Source organism: uncultured Desulfobulbus sp. (assembly GCF_963662935.2).
Classification (GTDB): domain Bacteria; phylum Desulfobacterota; class Desulfobulbia; order Desulfobulbales; family Desulfobulbaceae; genus Desulfobulbus.
Genome location: NZ_CAXXTL010000003.1, coordinates 385,591 through 402,192, shown reverse-complemented (window position 1 = coordinate 402,192; position 16,602 = coordinate 385,591). Strand labels below are relative to the sequence as shown.

Here is a 16,602-nt window from a genome sequence, read left to right as displayed (position 1 = left end):
GGAGAGGTCTCTTTCCTTGCTCGTCCGGGGATTTCTCCCTGCGGTCGAAATGACAAGCCGGGGAGTATCAGTGCAAAAACAATTTGGCGCTCTGTCGATCTTTCAGCCGCTGTGCTCGGCGCTTTTCTTGCGCGGCACGAACTGCCAGACCGGGCTCATCACCGAGGAGTAGACCTCGCGGGCAAAATTGAGCATGCCCTCGAATCCGGCCAGGGCCTCTTTGCGTTCATGGTTGTGGTCGCAGAAGCCGATGCCCAATTTGTAGGCAATGGGCCGTTCCTTGACCCCGCCAACGAAGATGTCTACCTCTTTTTCGGTGAGAAAGGAGGTCAGCTCCAGCGGGTTGGAATCGTCGACAATGATGGTGCCGGGATCGGTGATCGCGGCCAGTTCCTCGTAATCTTCCTTGGTGCCGGTCTGCGAGCCGACCATGACCACCTGCATGTCGATCAAGCGGAAAGCCTTGACCAGGGAAAAGGCCTTGAACGAGCCGCCGACGTAGATGGCCGCCTTCTTGCCGGCCAGGGCCTTGCGATAGGGCTCCAGGGCTACGGCCAGGGTTTTGACCTCGCCTTCGACGATTTTCTTGGTACGCTCCATCATCTCCGGATCCTTGAAGAAGCGGGCAATGTCGTAGAGGGCCTCGGCCATGTCCTCGATGCCGAAATAGGAGACCCGGATCGAGGGGATGCCGTATTTTTCTTCCATCATGTTGGCCAGCTGCATGGTCGATCCCGAGCACTGAACCACATTGAGGGCGGCGCCGTGGGCACGCTGGATGTCTGCCACCCGGCCATCGCCGGTGATGTTGGCCACCACCTGGATGCCCATCCGCTCGTAGTATTCGCGGATCATCCAGATCTCGCCGGCGAGATTGAAGTCGCCGAGGATGTTGAGGGAATATTTGGAGATGCCCGTGGTGTCGCCATTGCCGATCAGGCGGAAAAGGGCGTCGCAGGCGGCCTGGTAGCCCGCCCGCTTGTTGCCCTTGAAGCCTTCGGACTTGACCGGAATCACCGGAATTTTGTACTCGGCTTCTATCGTTCGGCAGACTGCTTCCAGGTCGTCGCCGATGATGCCGACGATGCAAGTCGAGTAGACAAAGGCGGCCTTGGGTTCGTGGCGCTCGATCAACTCGCGCAGGGCGGCGGTCAGTTTTTTCTCGCCGCCGAAGATGACGTCGGTTTCCTGGAGGTCGGTGGAAAAGGAGAGGCGGTGCAGTTCCGGCCCGGAGCTGAGCGCGCCGCGGATGTCCCAGGTGTAGACGGCGCAGCCGATAGGGCCGTGCACCAGATGAACGGCGTCGGCAATCGGGTAGAGCACCACCCGCGAGCCGCAGAACACGCAGGCCCGCTGACTGACTGCGCCGGCCAGGCTGTCCTTATTGCAGACGATGTCAAAGGTGGATTCACCCTTGACGAATATCTGATTTTCCCGGTCCTTCAATGCAAGTGCTTCCATGGCCGCCCCCTTTGAATGATGTATGCCTTGCCTCCCTTAGGGCAAGACGCATGCCAGGCGGGTTTTTATATATTTTATGTTTTATATCATTAAGTTGCTGTATAGGTGTTCGGTCGGTGGAGGTTGGGGTAAAGAAGGTTTTTTGTCGATAGTTGAACAATTATGAATGGGTGTGACAATTTTGTTGGAAGGTGACGGCGCCGGAGATCCGGGAATGTCGAGCTGGTCCCTCTTGCTTGAACGGCAAAGCGGTTGTCGCGGCCAGTCCCGTTAAGGATCAACATCAGGCTGGGTGTGAAAAGGAGGCGGTGCGGAGGCTGAGCAACAAAAAAAGCGGTTAGAGCCAAATGGCTCTAACCGCTTTTTTTCGGGGTGAATCAAGCCCTGCTTCTCATGAAGACTACTGGGGCAGGGCTCCTCAATGCTACATCTCAGAGTTCCGGAAGAGAGCCCGAAAAAGCGATGAAACCCTGTGTCTGCGAGGTGAAATTTACCGGCAAGGAATCACCTTGCGAAAACTATCTTTGGTCCAGATCATCTGACCATCAGGGGTTTTGCCGTCGGTTTTCCATTTGTCGAGCACCTGGAGGCAATAGGACCCCATATTGATGGTTTCCGGTTCTTTGTTGCCCGGGGCTTCTCCGCCGATGCGCATCAGGTCGGGGTTGGTTGAAGAGTAGTTGGGGGCGATTGTGGCCGCCCCGCAACCGGTTAAGGCGATGGCAACAACTGCATACACAAATAACGTACATATTTTTTTCATGGTTTGTTCTCCTTATCGTGATTGGTGGTACTTAGAGCCCTCAACCCGGCATTGCTCGCTCGCGGTTTGTAGGCTTTGAACTGATTGGGCCTCTTCGAGAGTGAGCCGACGGATGGGGCGATGTCAGGTCGAGGTAAAATGTAATTGATCCGAACGGTTAGCGAAAGGATTTTTTGAGAAATCTGTTCAGTTATGGTCGTATTGTCACGTAAAATCAGTAAGTTACAATGCATTGTTGCAAGTGGGGTGCAATAGGGTCTGTACCTTCAATGAAGAGGTGGGCGTTGCCTTTAGCAGACAAAATAGCCTGCGCCGAATGTCTGCAGTATCAGTTAAAATCGGGCACGCAAGCGCCAAAAAACGATGTTTTGCTATGGTTTCCCTCTATTCACTATAGCATATTGCCGATAGGACGATCGCCTTCTCTGATTCGCTCCAACTGATCAGCGAGATCATCAATCTCTGACTGCCAGTATTGGCGTGAGCCGAAATCGGGCACCACAGTGGTGGCTCCATCCTCGACCACCTGATGCGCACACCAGGCCGAATAGTGGATAAAGCGCATGGCCCGGAGGGGTTCGATCAGGCGAAGGCTGCTGCGATCAAACTGCCTAAAGGTCTCATATCCCTCGAGCAGCAAATCCACCGCAACAAAAGATTCATCCAGGGGGCCCGGCAGGAGCATCCAGAAATCCTGGACCGGGGGACCAATGGCCATATCGTCAAAATCGATCAGGAAAAACGACTCTCCCGGACGATAGATGAGGTTGCTCGAGTGGCAATCACCATGAATTCGAATAGATTCGCTGTGGGCAAAAAGGGGTTCGATTTCTTTGATTATTCTGGTGGTAATCTGGGTATACGACCCCATCAGGTCATTGGGAACCAGACCGCTTGTGCGGATGAATTCCACCTGGTTCGCCGTTGTCACCGCCGGGTGCATGCGGGCCCTGTCCTGGGGCAACTTTCGTGCCCCCACCATGTGCGTGCGCCCGAGCAGGGTTCCGAACGCCAACCATTGGTCATCAGTAAATTCATCGACACATCGCCCTCCTTTGCGCGGGAAAACGGCAAAGTACATGTCTTCATATTGCCCGAGCGTGCCGCCATTCTTCAGGGTGAGCGGGGCAATGACCGGAATTTCTTCCGCTGCCAATTCCAGCAGAAAATCATGCTCATCCTGCAAGGCCTGCCGCGACCAGCGTCCGGGTCGATAGAATTTGACGACCATGCCGTTGCCGTCCCTATCTTCCAGCTCGTAAACGCGATTGATATAACTGTTATAGGGCCGGCAGAGATTGGTACAGGCACGGCCCAGCGCCGATTCGACGTGCTGCAGGATACTCTCTGGCGTCAGCCTGTTTAAAGCCGAACCTTTATTCTTGAGGTCCAAAGTATCCATAAACGATTTTTCTCCCTGATTGTCGTCACTCTGTTTCATCCGGCAAACGCGTTCCTGAAAAAGGAAAGCAATGGACGTGCTCAGCCCCGGCACTGGTTGTTGACAGCATACGCACCACCGGCATGATACTAGAGAAGGCCCCCTGAGCACCCGGCGGACTATTCCGCTATAATGGGGGTATCAGCAACCCTTAGCAAGGAGGCCTTCTCATGCGATTGTACACCAAGCAACACAAGCATTACTGTGGAATCGACCTGCACACCAACAAAATGTACCTGTGCATCCTCAGCCAGGAAGGGGACATCCTGCTCCATCGCAACATCAAGACCGAGCCGGAAACCTTCCTCAAAACCATCGCCCCCTATCGGGATGATCTGGTGGTGTGCGCCGAGTGCATGTTCTCCTGGTACTGGCTGGCCGATCTCTGCGCCACGGAAAACATCCCCTTTATCCTCGGTCATGCGCTCTACATGCGAGCCATCCACGGCGGCAAAAGCAAGAACGACAAGATTGACTCCCAGAAGATCGCTGCCTTGCTCAGGGGCGGCCTCATTCCCATGGCCTACGTGTATCCCCAGCGGATGCGTGCCACTCGGGACCTGATGCGCCGGCGCAACCATCTCATGCGCAAGCGGGCCGAGCTCTTTGCCCACACCCAGAATACCGCCAGCCAGTACAACCTGCAGGTGCCTCTGGGCCGGATCGCCAAACCGCAAAACCGGGAAGGCTTGCTGGATCGGTTCGACGATCCCTCGGTGTGCATGTCCATGGCCGCCAATCTCGACATGATCGACGCCTATGACCGGGTGTTGGCCGTCCTCGAACAGGACATCATTGCCCACGCAAAGGAGCATGACCCGACTGCTTATGCCCTCTTGAAGAGCATCCCCGGCGTGGGCCGGATCAATGCCCTCAATCTGCTCTATGAGATCGAGGACATCAGCCGCTTTCCCAGGGTTCAGGATTTCGCCTCCTATTGCCGCCTGGTCACCTGCTCCAAGGAATCCAACGGCAAGAAATACGGCAGTGGCGGCAAGAAGATCGGCAACGCCCATCTCCGCTGGGCCTTTTCCTTGGCTGCGCAACTGTTCCTCAAAAGCAACGAACCGGGCCGGCAATTCCACGACAAGCTGGTGCGGAAACACGGCAAAGGCAAGGCGCTTTCCATCCTGGCGCACAAGCTCGGCCGAGCGGTCTATTTCATGCTGAAAAACCGGCAGGGGTTCAACATGCATACGTTCCTGGCCGTCTAATCGAGGGGACGGGCGAGCCCGACACCTAACTGGAGCTTTTTTCGAGCATATCCGCATGGCCCTCCGGAGCATATCCTCCGTCTGCCGTCAGCATTATGGGCCATGGTCTGCCGGTTGCACCGCAGCCAGAAGGCTTGATTGGCCGTCCGTCCCGCTCGTTGAACATCTGCTTGTTGATGTGGTTCTGCCCCTCACCCGAGCCCGGCTCTAACTCTGGCATGCCGCCGCATGACCAAGCCGTTTTGAATGGGACGGCACGAGGGTACGCGATTGTTTCTAGGACGCGACAACAAAATCCTTGCCGCAATCACCCGGCCTTCGTTCCCGGCGAGCCCGCGAATGGAACCCGGTCTCCGACGAGCAAGAGAGTGGCCCATTCTCGACCGGGTTCCATTCGCTCGTTGCTCTTGCCAGCATCGTCTTAACTGGCAAAGTGGTTGATCCTCGATAAGTGTTTGGCGCAGAGTCACTCTGTCGTCGAATATGAAACCCAAGTCAGGGCGCGCTTCATCGGGCAATTGGTCGGATTGTACCGACCACAGAGTGATAAGTTCATCGCTCCCGGATACCTTTATCCGTTGACAACCGGGGGCCTTCTAAGGGTTCGGTCATTTCCAAGCAGACACTCTACCACGCTTTGCCCATAAAAGGTGTAACGTATCGTTGTGTCCTTCTCCCCGGCAGGGCTCTTGATCACTTAGATCAAGAAGAACGTTAATCTCGATACAAAAGTCAAATTTCATCCAAATTACCTATTTGACTTTGAAGGAGAACTTGAGTGTATTGCCGGTACTTTAAGGGAAAATGACTGTGCGGTTGCTGTCGGGAGGCAAGGGGAATAACGATGGGCGTGGGCAGTCTCAAGGCACGAATGCACCGCTTCCTGGCTCTTGCCACCGTGGAACGGGGCATCCGCTGGGCGCTTGCCGGCATCTTCCTCTACTCCGGGCTGGTGAAACTTGCTGATCCAGCGAGATTTGCCACGGTGATCGCCGGTTTCGGACTCCTGCCCGAGGGATTGGTTGTTCCGGCAGCGCTCCTCCTGCCTGCCCTGGAAGTGGTTGCCGGGACGGGTATTTTTTTGGCGGTACGGGGCAGTCTAGCGCTCATCGCCGGGATGCTGATCCTGTTCATGGCTGTTCTCCTCTACGGCATACATCTGGGGTTGGATATCGACTGCGGCTGCTTCGGGCCTGAAGATCCGGAGCAGGCCTACAAGAGCCTCAGGGTTGCCTTGGTAAGGGATGCGGTGATGATGGCGGCGGTGTTGTTTGTTTACTGGCGTCGCGACCTGGTCCGATGGCGGACCGGTCGCCTGAAACAATAAATGGAAATCAAGGAGAAGAAGGATGCGGAAAAAAGGGATGGTTCATGGGCTGGTGGTGAGTTTGTTCCTGTTGGGCAGCACTGTTTCGGCCTTCGGTTTCGGCACCGATAAGTTCAAGGAAGAGGTGGTCAAGGAGCAGGAAGCTGTCAAGCTTGTCCGGGAAGTACAGCAAGGCGGGTATGGCATCGTAACCACCGAGGAGTTGAAGGCGAAGATCGACGCCAACACGGACATGCTGGTCATCGACACCATGTCCTTTGAAGATTCCTACAAGAAAATGCATATTCCCGGCGCCAAGCAGTTTCTTTTTCCCATCCCGGAGATGAAAGAATGGGACAGCAAGGAAACCGGCGGCAAAAGCGTGGAAGACTTTCAAAAACTGCTCGGTCCCGATAAGAACAAATTGATCGTCATCTATTGCGGTTTTGTTAAATGCACCCGTAGCCACAACGGCGCCCTTTGGGCAAAAAAACTCGGCTACACCAATGTGGCTCGCCATCCGGGCGGCATTTTTGCCTGGAAAGGCGCGGAGTACCCGGTCGATTCCGAAAAATGATCCTCATCGCTTGCCGCCGGGGAAGGGCTTGCTTTCCCCGGTGACAGTTTGTTCTCAAACCCTTCCCCGTTTTGTCTCCGCCCCCTCCTGTCCCCCGCTCTGCCTGCGCCTGCTTTTCCTACTGTCTTGTGCGAGCGTTGTGACCTGTCGAAAACGTTTTTCCATTCGGGCTGCAATGACGGGATCGGCCAATAGGTTCACACTCACCCTTCGCTGGTTCTGCCGCCTGCTGCAAGGGCGTCGGGATCTAGACCGTCAGGGCAAAGAACATCAGCAACGATCTGCACCACTGCTGAATGGGAATGCGGCAATGGTGCGTACGATGCAGCAGAATCTGCAGCAGGCCTGCACTGAGTGTGGCGCCTGTGTCAAGTCCTGCGCTTTTCTGGGGCAGTACGGCACGCCCAAGTCGATTGCATCCGGCTGGGATTTCAGCGATCCCGCCCACCGCACCCTTGCCTACGAATGCAGCCTCTGCGGCCTGTGTACAGCGGTTTGCCCGGAAAAGCTCGACCCGTGCCGGCTGTTTCTTGAGATCCGCCGTTGCCATGTTGCCGAGGGGTCCTTTGACGGCAGACCTTATCAACTGCTGACCGCTTATGAGCAGCGTGGGACCTCCCCCATCTTTTCGTGGCACGGTCTGCCGCAAGGGTGCAATACAGTGTTTTTCCCGGGTTGCGCGCTGCCCGGCACTCGGCCTGCGGTGACGATGAAGATGTATCAACAGCTCTGTCAGTCCATACCGGCGCTCGGTATTGTCCTGGACTGCTGTACCAAGCCGTCCCACGACTTAGGGCGGGAGGCACATTTTCATGCAGCTTTCGGCAATGTGGCCGGCTTTCTTTCCCGGCACGGCGTCCGCACCGTGGTGACTGCCTGTCCCAACTGCACTAAGATTTTTCGTCAATACGGAGACGGCCTTGCCGTGCAAACGGTCTACGATATCCTGCATGCAAGCGGAAAAGGGCGAGAAGGTTTATCCACGAGGGGGCTGGAGGTCAGCGTCCATGATCCCTGCCCCCTGCGTGACGACCATCAGGTCCAGGCCGCTGTCCGGGGGCTGTTATCGGATCTGGGGCATACCGTTGTCGAAATGCCCCATCATGGAAAACAGGCGATGTGCTGCGGCGAGGGCGGCGCGGTGTCCTTCGTCAACCAGCGTTTGAGCAAAGAATGGGCGAATCGTCGGGTACTGGAGGCGAAACTACGGCTACTCATCACCTATTGCAGCGGCTGCACAGCCACGCTGAATCGTGTGACCCCCACCGTTCACAACGTCGATCTCCTCTTCCGGGCGGATGAACCACTGCGCGGCAAAGAATTGGCGGCACGGCCGCCCTTCACCTATTGGAATCGCTTGCTGCTGAAGCATCGGCTGCAACGAAGGATGCGGTCAGCAATGGCATGATCTCATCCCAACTGCCAATAATGTTGAGGGAGTAGCATTCATCCCCCCGTGTACCCCATTGGGTTGCATCCACAAACCCGTCACCTCCGCCTTCTTGGGCTGACCACTTCGAAAACGATCCTGAAGGCCCGTGAGGCCTTGGTCTTTGAATCGCTTCCTCCAGCGGTAGACAGTAAGTGCAGTGGTCCCAAGCTGGCTTGCCACTTGCTCAACTGTCTTTCCAGAAGCCGTCAGCAGGATGATCTCCGCACGGAATACAAGGCTTTGCGCTGTTTTAGGTGAACGCAGCAGGGCTTCGAGGCTCCGCTGCTCGTCTTCAATAATTGTGTAGTTTTCATGTGTGCGTGGCATGACGCACTATAACACATAAGTTGATAAATATGCCCAATTAACCGCACGTTACACTAGCGAAACATCCTCATTCGCATTTGCATTGATGATGTCCTTTTTCTCTAGTGTGCTTCGCATTGCGACTCTCCGTTCTTTGTCATTCTGAACGCATATGAGGAATCTCGAGATTTCTCCCTATGGTCGAAATGACGGATCGTAAGTTTCATCTTGAATGCAAATTGGAATCCGAAGAAAGCAATCTGGAGCTGGAACCTCCGTCATCGGGGAAAGAACAAAGGAAAAGCATTTAAAATGCTATGCCAGCCTCTCAGAGGTTTGGCGAAGCGAAGCGGCTTCTCATTCGTCCACTTCATTATTTTTTTTTGAGTGAGATTCTTTCTTAACATTCGGTACACAAACAAAGAAAAATCAGATAATCTCTTGTGAGAGGCCTTCCTTCTCCAAACCCATTCAAAGACACGTACACCTCAACGCCACAGATTTGCGGGGGAGTCATTCATGGACCAGCAGAGACATCCTGATTCTTTGGAATTGGATGCCCTTAAAAAACGGGTTGCTCAATTGGAAGCTCGGGAATCACAATTGCGGAAGGGCTACGATCAGCTGAAGCAACTCTTTGACTGTGCGCCCCTCGGATACCAGTCTCTTGACGAAAACGGCAGGATTATCCTAGTCAATCAGACCTGGCAGGCGATCCTCGGCTATTCCAGGGATGAAGTTATCGGTAAGGAAATCATTGAGTTCCTGCACCCATCCTGGCACGAAAAATTCAGGGAGAATTTTCAGGTATTTAAGGAGAGGGGAGAGGTTAACGGCATCGAATTCGAAATGGTCAGAAAGGATGGCACTGCCCTTTTTGTCTCTTTTGACGGCAAGATCGGCAAGGATTCGGCGGGGCAATTTCAACAGACCCACTGTATTTTCAAGGACATTACCGAACGCCAACGGATAGCGGAGGCATTGCGGCAGAGTGAGGCTCAGCTGCGCGCTCTTACCGAATCGGCCAAGGACGCCATCATCATCATGGATCATGCCGGTTGTGTTTCTTATTGGAATCCCGCTGCGGAACAGATTTTTGGATATACGAAAGATGAGGCAATCGGAGCCAATTTGCATAGGCTCATAGCTCCCCAGAGATATGTTGCACGACATGAGGCGGCCTTTGCCAACTTTCAGGCAACAGGGCAGGGGGCGGCCATCAACGCAACCATTGAACTGGAAGCCTGTTATAAGGATGGCCATGAAATTTCCATTGAATTATCGCTTTCAGCCCTCCCCTTTCGAGACACCTGGCACACTCTAGGGATAATCCGCGACATTACCGCGCGCAAACAGGCCGACGAGGCGTTGCATCGCGAACAAATGCTGGTGGAAACGTTGTTGGGCAGCTTGCCGGGTATTTTTTACTTGTACACTTACCCTGAGCTGCGCCTTGTTCGTTGGAATACAAATCATGAAACTCTTTTAGGATTTGGCCCCGGTGAGATCAAGGATCGTCCAATTTTGGATTGGTTCCAGCCGCAGGTCAAAGCAGCCGTCGCCGATGCCGTAGCAGTGGTCATGGACCAAGGCCAAAGCGCCATCGAGGCACCTTTGTTGACCAAAGACGGACAGACTATCCCGTTTCTCTTAAATGGGACCAGAGTAGTATTTTTGGGGCAGGAATATCTCCTGGGGGTGGGGATCGACCTCAGTGAGCGTAAGCAGGTTGAAGAGGCCCTGCGGCAGAGCGAGGAAAAATATCGGCTGCTCTTTGACAGCGCCAAGGATGCGATTTTTATTTGCGATGTGCAAGGACGGATTCTGGAGGTCAATCCTCAGTCCTGCGAACGACTTGGTTATTCCCGTGCAGAACTGATGGCCATGACGGTCAATCAAGTGGACTCTCCTGAAGAAGCGCACCATGTGCCGGAACGAATCCAGCGGTTGATGGAGAAGGGTGCCCACACGTTTGAAACTGTGCATCAATGTAAGGATGGCTCACCCATCGCTACCGAGGTGAGCGTGCAACGGATCACCTGGGATGGGCAACCGGCGATGATGTCTATTTGCCGCGACATCACCGAGCGCAAGAAAATGGAGGAAGAGCTGCGCCTCACCCAGTTCGTTGTCGATAGTTCGGCCGATGAAGCGTATTGGATTACGGAAGATGCCCGGTTCTTGTATGTCAACGATCAGGCGTGCCATGCCTTGGGGTATACGCGGGAAGAGTTGCTCACAATGTCGCTCTTCGATATCGATCCATTTTTTACCGAAGAGCTGCTACGGGAGTCGCAACTCGTGCTGCAGCCAAGGAACAACAGGATTCTAGAGACCTACCACCGGACCAAGAGCGGGTCGCTCTACCCGGTGGAAGTGCGGGCTTCGCTGGTCGAGTTTGGTCAGCAAACGGTGAGCTGTGCCTTTGCCCGGGATATCACCGAACGGAAACGGACGGAAGAACGACTGCAGCAAAATCAATTGATCATCGAAAATAGCCCGGCTGTCCTGTTCCGCTGGCGGGCGACGGAACAGTGGCCGGTTGAACTTGTTTCGGAGAATGTGAAACAATTTGGCTATCAGCCCGAGGAATTGCTGAGCGGGTCGATTCTCTATGCTTCCCTCATCCACCCCGGCGATCTGGAGAGGGTGCGCCGTGAAGTGCAGGAATACTCTGCGAGCGGGGTCGACAATTTTCGCCAGGAATACCGCATCGTCACCAAGGATGGGCGAGTACGTTGGACGGAAGACCATACCTGTGTGGAACGGGACTGTAACGGCAACATCACCTATTTTCAGGGTGTTGTCGTTGATGTCACCGAACGCAAACGGGCCGAGTTCACATTGCTGGAATCGGAACGACGCTTTCGCGAGATGCTCTCCACTGTTAGGCAGGTCGCCCTCATGCTTGACGTGCACGGGAATGTCATGTTTTGCAACGATTTTGCGCTTGAATTGACCGGCTGGCACCGAATGGAGGTGCTCGGGCAGAATTGGTTCAAGTATTTTTTGCCCAAGGATATCTCTGAGCACGTCGGGGCGATCTTCACGACCGCTATCAGGCAGGGAACCATACCTGCTTACTTTGAAAATGAAATCGTCACCAGGCAGGGCGAGCGCCGGCTGATTGTCTGGTGCAATACGGTGCTGCGTGACGAACACGGCCAGATTATCGCCATTGCCAGCCTGGGTAATGATATTACCGAGCGCAAACAGATGGAAGAGGCACTGCGCGAAAGCGAGGTGCGGGCGCGGACCATCGCTGATTTTTGCCCCATTGGTCTCTTTATGGCCGATCCAACCGGACGAATTGTCTATGACAACGAAGCGGCCCGCCGGGTGCTCACTTGTGCGCCGAACCAGGCATTGGGCAACAATTGGGTCAAGGCCATTCACCCGGAAGATCAGGCGAGGGTGAACACTGGTTGGCGCCGGTTCGTATCGGGTGACCAGCAGGAGTATGATATGATGTTTCGGATCGTCTGCCCGAACCGGACGGAACGGTTGGTCCACGCGTGCGCGACGCGTGTTCAGGCCGATGACCGATTGCTGGGATTCGTCGGCATCCTCGAAGACATTGGCGAACGGAAACGGGCCGAGAAGGCGGAAGCGGCCAGCCGGGCGAAAAGCCAATTCCTCGCCCATATGAGTCATGAAATCCGCACGCCGATGAACGCGATTCTCGGCATGACGCATTTGGCCATGGAATCCCAGGAAGGGGAACAACGGCAGCGTTTCCTGCAGGTTATCAAACACTCGGCGGAAAGTCTGCTCGGCCTTCTCAACGATATTCTCGATTTTTCCAAGATTGAAGCCGGGCAGTTGCAGCTCGATGCCCGGCCGTTCAAGCTCTCCCGTCTTCTTGAAACCCTCGCGGCCACCGTGCGGTTACCGGCGAGTGAAAAGGGGCTCAAGCTTGAGGTGGCGATCCGGGAACTCCCGGCGGCCTTTGTCGGCGACGAGATGCGCATCAAGCAAATTTTGCTCAACCTGGTGGGTAATGCCATCAAGTTCACAGCGAGCGGCTCGGTCATCATCGGCGTCAAGCCAGCACAGGATCAGCCTCAGGATGGCACCGTCGCCCTGCATTTTAGCGTTGCCGATACCGGCATAGGCATTGCTCCGGATAAACTTGAGGAGATTTTCCGGAGTTTTGAACAGGTCGACAGCTCCTATGCCCGCCGATACGGAGGCTCCGGGCTGGGGCTGGCGATCAGCCGTCAACTGACCGCCTTGATGGGGGGGACACTGTGGGTTGAGAGTCAGGTCAACCTGGGGAGCACTTTTCATTGTATCCTCGAACTCCCGCTGTGGACCGAGGAACTGCCTGAGGAATTGCCTGTGCCGGATAGGCCGTCCGAGCAGTGCCTGCGGAATCTGCACATCCTGGTGGTGGATGACAACGAGGTAAACCGGGACGTCGCCCGCATGATGCTCGAGAAGGAGCATCGGGTCACCACTGCGGAAAATGGATTGGAAGCACTCCACCTGCTTTCCCGGGAAAGTTTCGATGTCGTTCTCATGGATGTGCAAATGCCGCTCATGGACGGCCTGACCACCACCACCATCATCAGGGCGCTTGAAGAGTGCAGGCCGGTGTCCCCGGACCTGCCGGCGGAACTGCTGATAGCGCTTCAGCGTAAACTGGCAAACGGCCATGTGCCGATTGTGGCCATGACTGCCCACGCCATGGTGGGCGACAAAGAGATGTGCCTCAAGGCCGGTATGGATAGCTATATCACCAAGCCCTTCCATCCTTCGCAACTGACCGAGCTGTTTGTCGCGATGGGGGAGAAAAATCCTGCACCGCAACCCGTTCCAGTGACGGTTGAAACAAGCCGATCCACGCAGGGAACCACCTGCCCGGAGGCGATAACCGCGTCGCAGGTGGCGGAATATCTGCGGTCGACCACCGGGTTAAAACCAGAACAAGTTGAGGGGCTGCTGCGTACGGCCCGGAAGAGCATCATCGTTTACCTGGCCGGGGCGAGGGAGGCTCTCCAGCGCCAGGATTACCCGGCCCTGGGAATCGCTGCGCATACTTTGAAAGGAGTTCTTCTCCAATGCGGCCTGGCCGAATTAGCAAACATTGCCCAGGAGATCCACTGCGCGGTCAGAACCAACAGCGATCTGCCGTTTGCTGAGCGCCTGGACACCTTGCATGCGCGGTTGGCGGGATTGATCGCCAATGACCACAACCACGTCGGCACCGCTCACTCCCCGCCCTGATCCGTGGCTCGTCCTGCCGTTTAATGGCCTAAATACTCCCGCCCCCAGTCGCACATCTGCTCCAGGATGGGGGAGATGCTTTTTCCTTTTTCAGTCAGCGAATATTCCACCTTGGGCGGCACCTGCGGGTAAACCTCGCGATGGACCAGGCCGTCGGCCTCCAGTTCTCGTAACTGCTGGGTCAGCATTTTGCGAGTGGTTTCGGCAAATTGCCGCTGCAGTTCGGAAAAGCGCATGGTCTCCCGAGCCAGATGCCAGAGGATCGAAGCCTTCCATTTACCACCGACCACCGCCAGGGTGACGTCGATACCGCAGGTGTATTCTTTTTCTCGATAGACCAGGCTGGCGGTGCTTGCCTGATCCAATTTGCTGTTTTTCTTGGGCGCGTTCATGGGTTTCCTAAAAGGTACTACGTTGGTTATTGGGTACTACGTTCCTGTAAAGTGCGTTATTGACGCCAGGAGTCCTATGGTTCATTATAGGCGCATTGACAGCGAAAGGGAAGTTGCATTGCATCATCACTCAACCTCAGGAGAACACGCATGAAAGTAGTCGCATTTAACGGCAGTCCCAATAAAAATGGCAATACCTGGCATGCCATCAAGATGGTGACCGATGAACTGGAAAAGGAAGGGATAGCCACCGAGATCATTCATGTCGGCAATAAGGCGGTCCGGGGCTGCCTGGCCTGCGGTCAGTGCGTCAAAAAGAAAAACGAGCAATGTATTCAAAGCGAGGATCCGGTCAACGAGTGGATTCAGCTCATGAAGGAGGCCGACGGCATCCTCATTGGTTCTCCGGTCCACTACTCGGCCATTGCCGGCACGATGAAATCGTTTCTTGACCGGGCCTTTTACGTGACCGGCGTCAATGGCTCAATGCTGCGGCACAAAGTGGGCGCGTCGGTGGTGGCGGTGCGGCGTTCCGGGGGTATACCGACCTTTAATCAACTCAATAATTTTCTTTGCTACTCGGAGATGCTGCTGCCATCGTCCAACTACTGGAACGTCATCCATGGAACCCGGCCGGGTGAGGCGACCCAGGATGAAGAGGGCAAACAGATCATGCGGACCTTGGGAAAAAACATGGCTTGGCTGATGAAACTGGTCGAAAATGGCAAGGGAACGATCGCACCGCCGGAAAGAGAGGGTAAGGTCTATATGAATTTCATCCGCTGAGAGGTTGCGGTTGGATGATGAGCTTGTGTTGATCCGTTCATCACGACAAAGGGAGAATAACTTGAAAGTATTCATTGTGTATTGGCATCCGGAACCCAAGAGTTTCAACCACGCGATGTTTTCCATGGCATGCAGGACGCTGACTGATGCCGGAGCAGAGGTGCAGACCTCGGACCTTCATGCCATGGCCTTTGATCCTGTCTCCAACCGCACCAATTTCCGGACCGTCAAGGATCCGGACTACCTCAAGTTGCAGCTCGAAGAGATCCACGCCACCGAGGTGCATGGTTTTTCCGATGTGCTTGAGGCCGAAATGTACAAAGTCGAATGGTGTGACCTGATGATCTGGCAATTTCCCTTGTGGTGGTTTGGCTTGCCGGCGGTGCTCAAAGGATGGGTGGACCGGGTTTTCGCCATGGGCCGCACCTACGGCGGCGGAAGGTTTTACGAGTCGGGGGTGTTTCAGGGTAAACGCGCCTTCCTGTCGTTGACCACCGGAGGTCCCGAGGAGGCCTATGTATCAGGAGGCTTCAACGGGGACATGCACGGGATTCTCAGGCCCATCCATCGAGGTATGCTCCAATTCGTCGGCTTTGACGTCTTGGCCCCGCAGATTGTTTATGGCCCGGCGCACATGCAGGATGAGCAAAGGAGACTGGAGCTGGAACGATTTGGGAAACGTCTGGCGCAGATTGCCGAGGAGTCGCCGATTGAGGTTGGCCGCTATTAGGGACTCTTATAAATATTTCACCGGGCGGCAATGGAGTGCAGGAATTTGCCGCCCGGTGAGTTCATCCAATATCTTTTTTCAGGAAAAGTATGGAACTCCTCGAAGCGATTAAAACTCGTAGAAGCATCCGCAAGTTTCAAGACCGGCCGGTTTCCGAAGAGCATATCATGGCCATTATTGAGGCAGCCATGCTGGCGCCTTCGGCGGGCAACCAGCAGCCCTGGCATTTTATCATCATCTCGGACCGGGCGAAACTCGACGCCATCCCCTCGTTTCACCCCTACAGCAAGATGGTGCTGCACGCGTCGGTGGCCATCCTGATCTGCGGCGACCCCACCGGAAAACCCTGGCCGGATTTTTGGGTGCAGGACTGCAGCGCCGCCACTCAAAACGCCCTCCTGGCTGCAAGGGATCTTGGCCTGGGAACAGTGTGGGCGGGTGTCTATCCGGCTGTGGATCGCATGGCCGGATTCCGCAACCTGCTGGCCATCCCCGACCACATTGTTCCGTTCGCCCTGATTCCGGTTGGCTGGCCGACGGGCGCGTTCCAATCGGTCGACCGGTTTAAACCGGAACTGATCCATCGGGACACCTGGTAGATTGCCAAGTCGGCCTTCGTATAGCCATATCCTCCACCTGGGGTGAGTCCTGGAAAAGGGCTCGCTCCATCCTTAGGCAAGAGCTTCGAGCATCGCTTGAAGGGCCGTTTGTGCCGCATGCCAGCGGCCTGCAGTGGTGTTCTGACCTGCCGAAGGCCTCCCCGTTACGGAACGCTGTAGTTGATACACTTGCTGGAGACACCAACGACCCAGCCGAGGGGTCTCCCGTATTCGTCAAATTTTTTTATACGTTCGTTCGAAATTATTGACGGGAGGTACGTGGTTTTGTAAAACCTTTTCTTGTTGAGGCAAGCCCCTGCTTCTCCATAAAAAACAGCGCACTGGTACGGCGTGCTGGCTGATGGT

General features: G+C 55.2%; 14 protein-coding genes. 8 read left to right on the top strand and 6 right to left on the bottom strand.

The window, feature by feature from the left end; all coding sequences use genetic code 11:
• Nucleotides 1-102 precede the first annotated feature (102 nt).
• The 3 genes from nifE to ACHZCX_RS20530 all read right to left on the bottom strand — a co-directional run bounded on the left by nifE (nt 103) and on the right by ACHZCX_RS20530 (nt 3,665).
• Entirely contained in the window at nt 103-1,461 is a 1,359-nt protein-coding gene (nifE, locus tag ACHZCX_RS20540; RefSeq protein WP_319589074.1) for a nitrogenase iron-molybdenum cofactor biosynthesis protein NifE, read from the bottom strand.
• Between the two features lie 490 nt (nt 1,462-1,951).
• Nucleotides 1,952-2,224 carry a hypothetical protein gene (locus ACHZCX_RS20535; RefSeq protein ID WP_319589073.1) on the bottom strand — a complete coding sequence of 91 codons (273 nt, stop codon included), beginning with the start codon at nt 2,222-2,224 and terminating at the stop codon, nt 1,952-1,954.
• Nucleotides 2,225-2,615: 391 nt separating this feature from the next.
• On the bottom strand, nt 2,616-3,665 hold the full coding sequence (locus tag ACHZCX_RS20530; protein WP_319589072.1) for a serine/threonine protein kinase: 1,050 nt from the start codon (nt 3,663-3,665) through the stop codon (nt 2,616-2,618).
• Nucleotides 3,666-3,835: 170 nt separating this feature from the next.
• Here ACHZCX_RS20530 and ACHZCX_RS20525 point away from each other — a divergent pair, with 170 nt between their 5' ends.
• Nucleotides 3,836-4,879: an IS110 family transposase gene (locus ACHZCX_RS20525; RefSeq protein ID WP_319585255.1), complete on the top strand. Its 1,044-nt coding sequence runs from the start codon at nt 3,836-3,838 to the stop codon at nt 4,877-4,879.
• A 25-nt stretch (nt 4,880-4,904) separates the two neighbouring features.
• Here the strand turns inward: ACHZCX_RS20525 and ACHZCX_RS20520 are convergent, their stop codons facing one another.
• Nucleotides 4,905-5,099, bottom strand: coding sequence for a hypothetical protein (locus ACHZCX_RS20520; protein ID WP_319585256.1), 195 nt, complete (start codon nt 5,097-5,099; stop codon nt 4,905-4,907).
• A gap of 624 nt (nt 5,100-5,723) precedes the next feature.
• Here ACHZCX_RS20520 and ACHZCX_RS20515 point away from each other — a divergent pair.
• The 3 genes from ACHZCX_RS20515 (at nt 5,724) to ACHZCX_RS20505 (ending at nt 8,170) form a co-directional block, all read left to right on the top strand.
• Nucleotides 5,724-6,206, top strand: coding sequence for a MauE/DoxX family redox-associated membrane protein (locus tag ACHZCX_RS20515; RefSeq protein WP_319589071.1), 483 nt, complete (start codon nt 5,724-5,726; stop codon nt 6,204-6,206).
• A 22-nt stretch (nt 6,207-6,228) separates the two neighbouring features.
• Nucleotides 6,229-6,762 (top strand): rhodanese-like domain-containing protein, encoded by a 534-nt coding sequence (locus tag ACHZCX_RS20510; RefSeq protein WP_319589070.1) that lies wholly within the window; start codon nt 6,229-6,231, stop codon nt 6,760-6,762.
• Nucleotides 6,763-6,901: 139 nt separating this feature from the next.
• On the top strand, nt 6,902-8,170 hold the full coding sequence (locus tag ACHZCX_RS20505; RefSeq protein ID WP_319589069.1) for a (Fe-S)-binding protein: 1,269 nt from the start codon (nt 6,902-6,904) through the stop codon (nt 8,168-8,170).
• Here ACHZCX_RS20505 and ACHZCX_RS20500 read toward each other — a convergent pair.
• Nucleotides 8,156-8,521, bottom strand: a complete 366-nt coding sequence (locus tag ACHZCX_RS20500; protein WP_394708852.1) for a transposase — start codon at nt 8,519-8,521, stop codon at nt 8,156-8,158. The genes ACHZCX_RS20505 and ACHZCX_RS20500 overlap by 15 nt on opposite strands.
• Before the next feature lie 498 nt (nt 8,522-9,019).
• On the opposite strand from ACHZCX_RS20500, the gene ACHZCX_RS20495 reads away from it, so the two are divergent.
• On the top strand, nt 9,020-13,729 hold the full coding sequence (locus ACHZCX_RS20495) for a PAS domain S-box protein (protein WP_319589068.1): 4,710 nt from the start codon (nt 9,020-9,022) through the stop codon (nt 13,727-13,729).
• 20 nt (nt 13,730-13,749) lie between these two features.
• On the opposite strand, the gene ACHZCX_RS20490 is transcribed toward ACHZCX_RS20495, so the two are convergent.
• Nucleotides 13,750-14,121: a helix-turn-helix domain-containing protein gene (locus tag ACHZCX_RS20490; protein ID WP_319589067.1), complete on the bottom strand. Its 372-nt coding sequence runs from the start codon at nt 14,119-14,121 to the stop codon at nt 13,750-13,752.
• Nucleotides 14,122-14,271: 150 nt separating this feature from the next.
• On the opposite strand from ACHZCX_RS20490, the gene ACHZCX_RS20485 reads away from it, so the two are divergent.
• The 3 genes from ACHZCX_RS20485 (at nt 14,272) to ACHZCX_RS20475 (ending at nt 16,236) form a co-directional block, all read left to right on the top strand.
• Nucleotides 14,272-14,907 (top strand): flavodoxin family protein, encoded by a 636-nt coding sequence (locus tag ACHZCX_RS20485; RefSeq protein ID WP_319589066.1) that lies wholly within the window; start codon nt 14,272-14,274, stop codon nt 14,905-14,907.
• Nucleotides 14,908-14,968: 61 nt separating this feature from the next.
• Nucleotides 14,969-15,637, top strand: coding sequence for an NAD(P)H-dependent oxidoreductase (locus tag ACHZCX_RS20480; RefSeq protein WP_319589065.1), 669 nt, complete (start codon nt 14,969-14,971; stop codon nt 15,635-15,637).
• An 89-nt stretch (nt 15,638-15,726) separates the two neighbouring features.
• Nucleotides 15,727-16,236: a nitroreductase family protein gene (locus ACHZCX_RS20475; protein ID WP_319589064.1), complete on the top strand. Its 510-nt coding sequence runs from the start codon at nt 15,727-15,729 to the stop codon at nt 16,234-16,236.
• Nucleotides 16,237-16,602 lie beyond the last annotated feature (366 nt).